The sequence below is a fragment of the Streptomyces sp. GC420 genome (assembly GCF_009916105.1).
Lineage (GTDB): Bacteria > Actinomycetota > Actinomycetes > Streptomycetales > Streptomycetaceae > Streptomyces.
The window spans coordinates 1-5,621 of record NZ_JAAAXQ010000447.1 but is presented as its reverse complement, the minus strand read 5'-3'; the positions used below and the strand labels follow the sequence as shown (position 1 = coordinate 5,621).

At 73.6% G+C, this 5,621-nt stretch carries 5 protein-coding genes; 3 read left to right on the top strand and 2 right to left on the bottom strand.

Annotation, left to right across the window (positions count from 1 at the left end; all coding sequences use genetic code 11):
• On the bottom strand, nt 1–391 hold a 391-nt coding region (locus GUY61_RS33635), incomplete at its 3' end, for an SDR family oxidoreductase (protein ID WP_166634111.1).
• An 88-nt stretch (nt 392–479) separates the two neighbouring features.
• On the opposite strand from GUY61_RS33635, the gene GUY61_RS33630 reads away from it, so the two are divergent.
• A complete protein-coding gene (locus tag GUY61_RS33630) occupies nt 480–2,105 on the top strand; it encodes an alkaline phosphatase (protein ID WP_166634110.1) in 1,626 nt (541 codons plus the stop codon).
• Between the two features lie 113 nt (nt 2,106–2,218).
• On the opposite strand, the gene GUY61_RS33625 is transcribed toward GUY61_RS33630, so the two are convergent.
• On the bottom strand, nt 2,219–3,202 hold the full coding sequence (locus GUY61_RS33625; protein WP_166634109.1) for a Gfo/Idh/MocA family protein: 984 nt from the start codon (nt 3,200–3,202) through the stop codon (nt 2,219–2,221).
• A gap of 80 nt (nt 3,203–3,282) precedes the next feature.
• Here GUY61_RS33625 and GUY61_RS33620 point away from each other — a divergent pair, with 80 nt between their 5' ends.
• Nucleotides 3,283–4,590, top strand: coding sequence for a multidrug effflux MFS transporter (locus GUY61_RS33620; protein ID WP_166634108.1), 1,308 nt, complete (start codon nt 3,283–3,285; stop codon nt 4,588–4,590).
• A gap of 9 nt (nt 4,591–4,599) precedes the next feature.
• Nucleotides 4,600–5,613: a small ribosomal subunit Rsm22 family protein gene (locus GUY61_RS33615; protein WP_166634107.1), complete on the top strand. Its 1,014-nt coding sequence runs from the start codon at nt 4,600–4,602 to the stop codon at nt 5,611–5,613.
• Nucleotides 5,614–5,621 lie beyond the last annotated feature (8 nt).

Here is a 5,621-nt window from a genome sequence, read left to right as displayed (position 1 = left end):
GGGGCGGCGGGAGTGCGCCCCGATCCTTCGGCGGGCCGGCCGGGGTTCGGCGCCGACAGTTCGGGTCGCAGGACGCCCGCGCGGCGGAGTGCTGTTCAGGCGGCCTGAGAGGGCGGGCGGACAGCGTGCCCGGCCGCCCCCACCGCTCGCGCACCGCGCGGAACAGCGCGGCCACCTGGTCGGGCCGGGTCACGTCCGTGCGGCCGCACAGGAAGTCGCCCGGCGCCGCCGCGGCGGTCTCCTCCAGCCTGGCGATGTCGCGGCCGGCGAGCGCGAGCGACCAGCCTGCGCCCGCCAGCGCCTGCGCCACGGCGCGCCCGATGCCGGAGCCCGCGCCTGTCACAACGGCGATCCTTTTCGTGGTTTGCTGCTCAGCGTCGTCGGCCTTCACGGCCGCAGCCTACGGATCTCACCCTCCCGTCATCCCGATGACGTGTACGCGACGACGCCTCGTACCACTTCGCCACTCCAATGGCCGCATGAACTCTCACACCCCGCCCGACCGTGAACTCCGTGAGGCCGCCAAGCACTTGAAACGCCGTCACTTCCTCACCGCAACCGGTGCCGCGGCCGCCCTGGCCTTCTCGGTCAACCTGCCGGGCAGCGCGCACGCCGCTGAACTCGACGCCCGGAAGATCACGGAGGACCCCTTCACCCTCGGCGTCGCCTCCGGCGACCCGCTCCCCGGCTCCGTCCTGCTGTGGACCCGGCTCGCTCCCGCACCCTTCGAGCCCGACAGCGGCCTTCCCCAGGAACGCGTGACCGTCCACTGGGAACTCGCCCACGACTCCCGCTTCCGCCGCATCGCCCGGCGCGGCACCGCCACCGCGCACCCCGAGTTCCACCATTCCGTGCACGTCCAGGTCGACCGGCTCGACGCCGACCGCGTGTACTACTACCGCTTCCGCACCGGCAGTTGGATCAGCGAGACGGGCCGCACCCGCACCGCGCCCGCCCCCGGCAGCCGCGCCCGCGCCCTCACCCTGGCCGCCGTCTCCTGCCAGGCGTACCACCAGGGCTACTACACCGCGTACCGGCACCTCGCGCAGGACGACGTCGACGTGGTCTTCCACCTCGGCGACTACCTCTACGAATACGCCGTCGACCCGGCCGGCGGCGACCGCAGGTACACCGACCGCACCCTGCCGTCCCTGTTCAACCGGGAGACCGTGACGCTGGAGGACTACCGGCTGCGGTACGCCCTCTACAAGTCCGACCCCGACCTGCGGGCCGCCCACGCCGCGCACCCCTTCGTCGTCACCTGGGACGACCACGAGACCGAGAACAACTACGCCGGCGACGTCCCCGAGAACAGCGTCCCGCCGGAGGAGTTCCTGCTGCGCCGCGCCGCCGCATACCGCGCGTACTGGGAGAACCAGCCGCTGCGCCTGCCGCAGCGGCCCGCGGGCCCGGACATGCAGCTGTACCGCCGCCTGACCTGGGGCCGCCTCGCCCAGTTCGACATCCTCGACACCCGCCAGTACCGCTCAAACCAGGCGTACGGCGACGGCGCCCACGTCCCGGGACCCGAGTCCGACGACCCCTCGCGCACCATGACGGGCGAGACCCAGGAGCGCTGGCTGATCGACGGCTGGCACCGCTCGCGGGCGCTGTGGAACGTCGTGCCGCAGCAGGTCGTCTTCTCCCAGCGCAAGTTCGACCTGACCGAGCCCGCGCGGGTGTCCATGGACGCCTGGGACGGCTACCGCGCCTCGCGCGGGCGTGTCCTGGCCGGAGCCGCCGCGGCCGGCGTCGACAACCTGCTGGTCCTCACCGGCGACGTGCACGTCGGTTACGCCTTCGACATCAAGGACGACTTCGACGACCCCGCCTCGCGCACCGTCGGCACCGAGATCGTCGCCACGTCGATCTCCAGCGGCAGGGACGGCGCCGACCGGCCGGCCAACTGGGACACCTACACCCGGGCCAACCCGCACCTCAAGTTCTACAACGGGCGCCGCGGCTATGCGACCGTCGCCCTCGGAACGGACGCGGCCAGGGCCGACTTCAAGACCCTGACCGCCGTGACCACGCCGGGCGCGCCCATCACGACGGCCGCGTCCTTCGTCACGGAGGCCGGCAACCCGGGTCTCGAACCGGCCTGACACCACCCGGCGCCGGGCGGGTGTCACTCCCGCCCGGCCCGAACCGGCCGCCCGTCCGGAGCCGACCGCCCGTCCGCCGGGCCCGGACCGTCCACCCGGCCCGCCCGCCGGGCCTACTCGCCCGGGTAGCGGACGCCGACGCGGCCGCGCACCGCGTCGAGCGTCCGCATCACGGCGAGGGTCCCGTCCAGCGGCACCAGCGGTGACTCCGTCTCACCCGCCCGCAGGCAGCGCATCACCTCGGCCGCCTCGTACTGCATGCCGCGCAGTCCGCCCCCGTGCGTGAACTCCTCCGGTCCCCGGCCCTCCCGGTGCAGCACGAACCGCTCCGGGGAGAAGAACCCGCGCGGGAACTCGATCCGGCCCTCGGTGCCCGTGACCACCGCCGTCAGCGGGGTGTCCGCCTCCAGCGAGCAGCTCAGCAGCGCGTGGGCGCCGTTCTCCCAGGACAGCAGCATCCCCGTGTTCACGTCCACGCCCCGCTCCGACAGCCGTGCCCGTGCCTGCACGCCGTCCGGTTCGCCGAGCAGCAACTGGGCGAAGGACACGGGGTACACCCCCAGGTCCAGGAGCGCGCCGCCGCCCTGCGCCGGGTCGAGCAGCCGGTGCGAGGCGTCGAAGGGCCCCTGAAGGCCGAAGTCGGCGTGCACGGTGCGGACCTCGCCGACCGCGCCGTCGCGCACCAGCTCCGTCAGCCGGCGGATCAGCGGGTTGCAGTACATCCACATGGCCTCCATCAGGAACCGGCCCTGTGCCCTGGCCAGCGCGACCAGTTCCTCCGCCTCCCGCACGTTCAGCGTGAACGGCTTCTCGCACAGCACCGCCCGTCCGGCCTTCAGGCACAGCGCGGCCGCCTCCCGGTGGGCCGCGTGCGGGGTCGCGACGTACACGACGTCCACGTCCTCGTCGGCCGCCAGCTCCGCCCAGGACCCGTAGGCCCTTTCGATGCCGAAGCGGTCGGCGAAGGACCGCGCCGAGGCCTCACTGCGCGAGGCCACCGCCGCCACCTCGGCGTCCGGCAGCCCCAGCAGGTCTGCTGTGAACGACGCCGCTATGCCACCCGTGGCCAGCACGCCCCAGCGCACCTTCGTGTCCATCTCGCCCCTCGAAACGTATGCCGTTCAACCATCAGCGCCTGAGAGCATAGAGGCGGACATCCCCGACCACTGGAGAACGAATGCCGGAGAGCGGCCCGAGCACCCCCGCACACATACAGAAGGAAACCCCCGCGAACACCCCCGCCTCCCCGGCCGTCGCCGCCACCACGGTGACCGTCCAGCGGCGGGTCGGCCTGCTCGTCACGCTCGTCCTGGGCGGCCTCACCGCGCTGCCACCGCTCTCCATCGACATGTACCTCCCGGCCCTGCCACAGGTCACCGACGCGCTGCACAGCCCCGCCGCGACCGTGCAGCTCACCCTCACCGCCTGCCTCGTCGGCCTGGCGCTCGGCCAGCTCGTCGTCGGCCCGATGAGCGACCGCTGGGGCCGCCGCCGCCCGCTGCTCGCCGGGATGGCCGTGTACGTCCTCGCCACCGCCGTCTGTGCGCTGGCCCCGACCGCCGAGCTGCTGATCGCCTTCCGGCTCGTCCAGGGACTGGCGGGCTCGGCGGGCATCGTCATCGCCCGCGCCGTGGTCCGCGACCTCTGTGACGGCGTCGAGATGGCCCGGTTCTTCTCCACCCTCATGCTGGTGGCCGGGGTCGCGCCGGTCATCGCGCCCGTCGTCGGCGGGCAGGTGCTGCGCGTGACGGACTGGCGGGGAGTCTTCGTCGTCCTGACCGTCGTGGGCCTCGTCCTCGCCCTGGTCGCGATGAAGTGGCTGCACGAGACGCTGCCGCCCGCCAAGCGGCACCGCGGGGGAGTGGGTGAGGCGCTGCGCACCATGCGCGGCCTCTTCGCCGACCGCGTGTTCCTCGGCTACACGCTGACGGGCGGCCTGGCGTTCGCCGCGCTGTTCGCCTACGTGAGCGCCTCGCCCTTCGTGGTCCAGGAGATCTACGGCGCCTCCCCGCAGATGTTCAGCCTCCTCTTCGGCATCAACTCCGTCGGGCTGATCGCCGTCAGCCAGATCAACGGCAGGCTGCTGGTGGGCCGGGTCAGCCTGGACAAGGTCCTCGCCGTCGGGCTGTCCCTGATCACCCTCGCCTCCACCGCCCTGCTGCTCATGGCCACCGGCGTCTTCGGCGAGGTCGGGCTGCTGCCCGTGTCCGTGGGGCTGTTCGTGCTGATGTCCTCGATGGCCCTCACCATGCCGAACGCCAACTCGCAGGCGCTGATGCGCACGCCGCACGCTGCCGGCTCCGCCTCCGCGCTGCTGGGCACCACCTCGTACCTCATCGGCGCCGTCGCCTCACCGCTCGTCGGCGTCGCGGGCGAGGACACGGCGGTGCCGATGGCCGTGGTGCAGCTCGCCTCCTCGGTGCTGTCCGTGTGCTGCTTCGTCCTGCTGTGCCGCCCGGGGCGGTGGCGGGCCGGCCGCGCGTAAAATCGCCCGGTGAACGCCACCGCCCCCACCGCCGAAGCACTGCGCGCCGCCCTCGCGGGACTCCTCGAAGGGCTGCCGCAGAAGCAGGCGGCCCAGGCCGTCGAACGGCTGATCGCCAACTACCGGGGCGACCGCGTCCCCACCGGCGCGCCGGTGCTGCGCGACCGCTCCGACGTCGCCGCGTACGCCGCGTACCGGATGCCCGCGACCTTCGAGGCGGTACGGGCCGCGCTGGCCGCCCTGCGAGCGGCGGCCCCGGACTGGGTCCCGGCCACCCATGCGGACCTCGGCGGCGGCACGGGCGCCGCGAGCTGGGCGGTCGCCGACGCCTGGGACTCGGCGGCGCGCACGACGGTCCTGGACTGGGCGGAGCCGGCCCTCGACCTCGGACGGGAACTCGCCGCACACGCCCCCGCGCGGGCCCTGCGGGAGGCGGACTGGCGGCGGCTGGTCATCGGCACCTCGCTGCGTCTCCCCGACACGGACCTGATCACCGTGTCGTACGTGCTCAATGAGCTCACCGCCCAGGCCCGCCGCGCCCTGATCGCCGAGGCCGCACGCGCCGCGCGGGCCGTCGTCCTCGTCGAGCCGGGCACCCCCGAGGGCTACCTCCGCGTCATCGAGGCGAGGGACGAGCTGGTCGCCGCGGGCCTGCGTATCGCGGCGCCGTGCCCGCACAGCGACCGCTGCCCCATCCAACCCGGCACCGACTGGTGCCACTTCGCGGCCCGGGTCAGCCGTTCCTCGCTGCACCGGCAGATCAAGGGCGGCTCACTGGCGTACGAGGACGAGAAGTTCAGCTATGTCGTGGGCGTCCGGTTCGACGCCTCCCCGGCCGCGGCGCGGGTGGTGCGCAAGCCGCAGATCCGCAAGGGGCAGGTGCTGCTCGACCTCTGCGGCACCCCGCCCGGCCTGGCCCGCGAGACGGTCACCAAGCGCCACGGCCCGCTCTACCGGGCCGCCCGCGACACCGCCTGGGGCGACGAATGGCCCCCGCCGGCCCCCGCCCAGGCGCTCCGGTAGACAACCAC

Bases quoted from the DNA above. Each gene is read 5' to 3' on its own strand.
- GUY61_RS33625 (WP_166634109.1), bottom strand. From the start codon at position 3,202: ATGGACACGAAGGTGCGCTGGGGCGTGCTGGCCACGGGTGGCATAGCG.
- GUY61_RS33620 (WP_166634108.1), top strand. From the start codon at position 3,283: ATGCCGGAGAGCGGCCCGAGCACCCCCGCACACATACAGAAGGAAACC.
- GUY61_RS33630 (WP_166634110.1), top strand. From the start codon at position 480: ATGAACTCTCACACCCCGCCCGACCGTGAACTCCGTGAGGCCGCCAAG.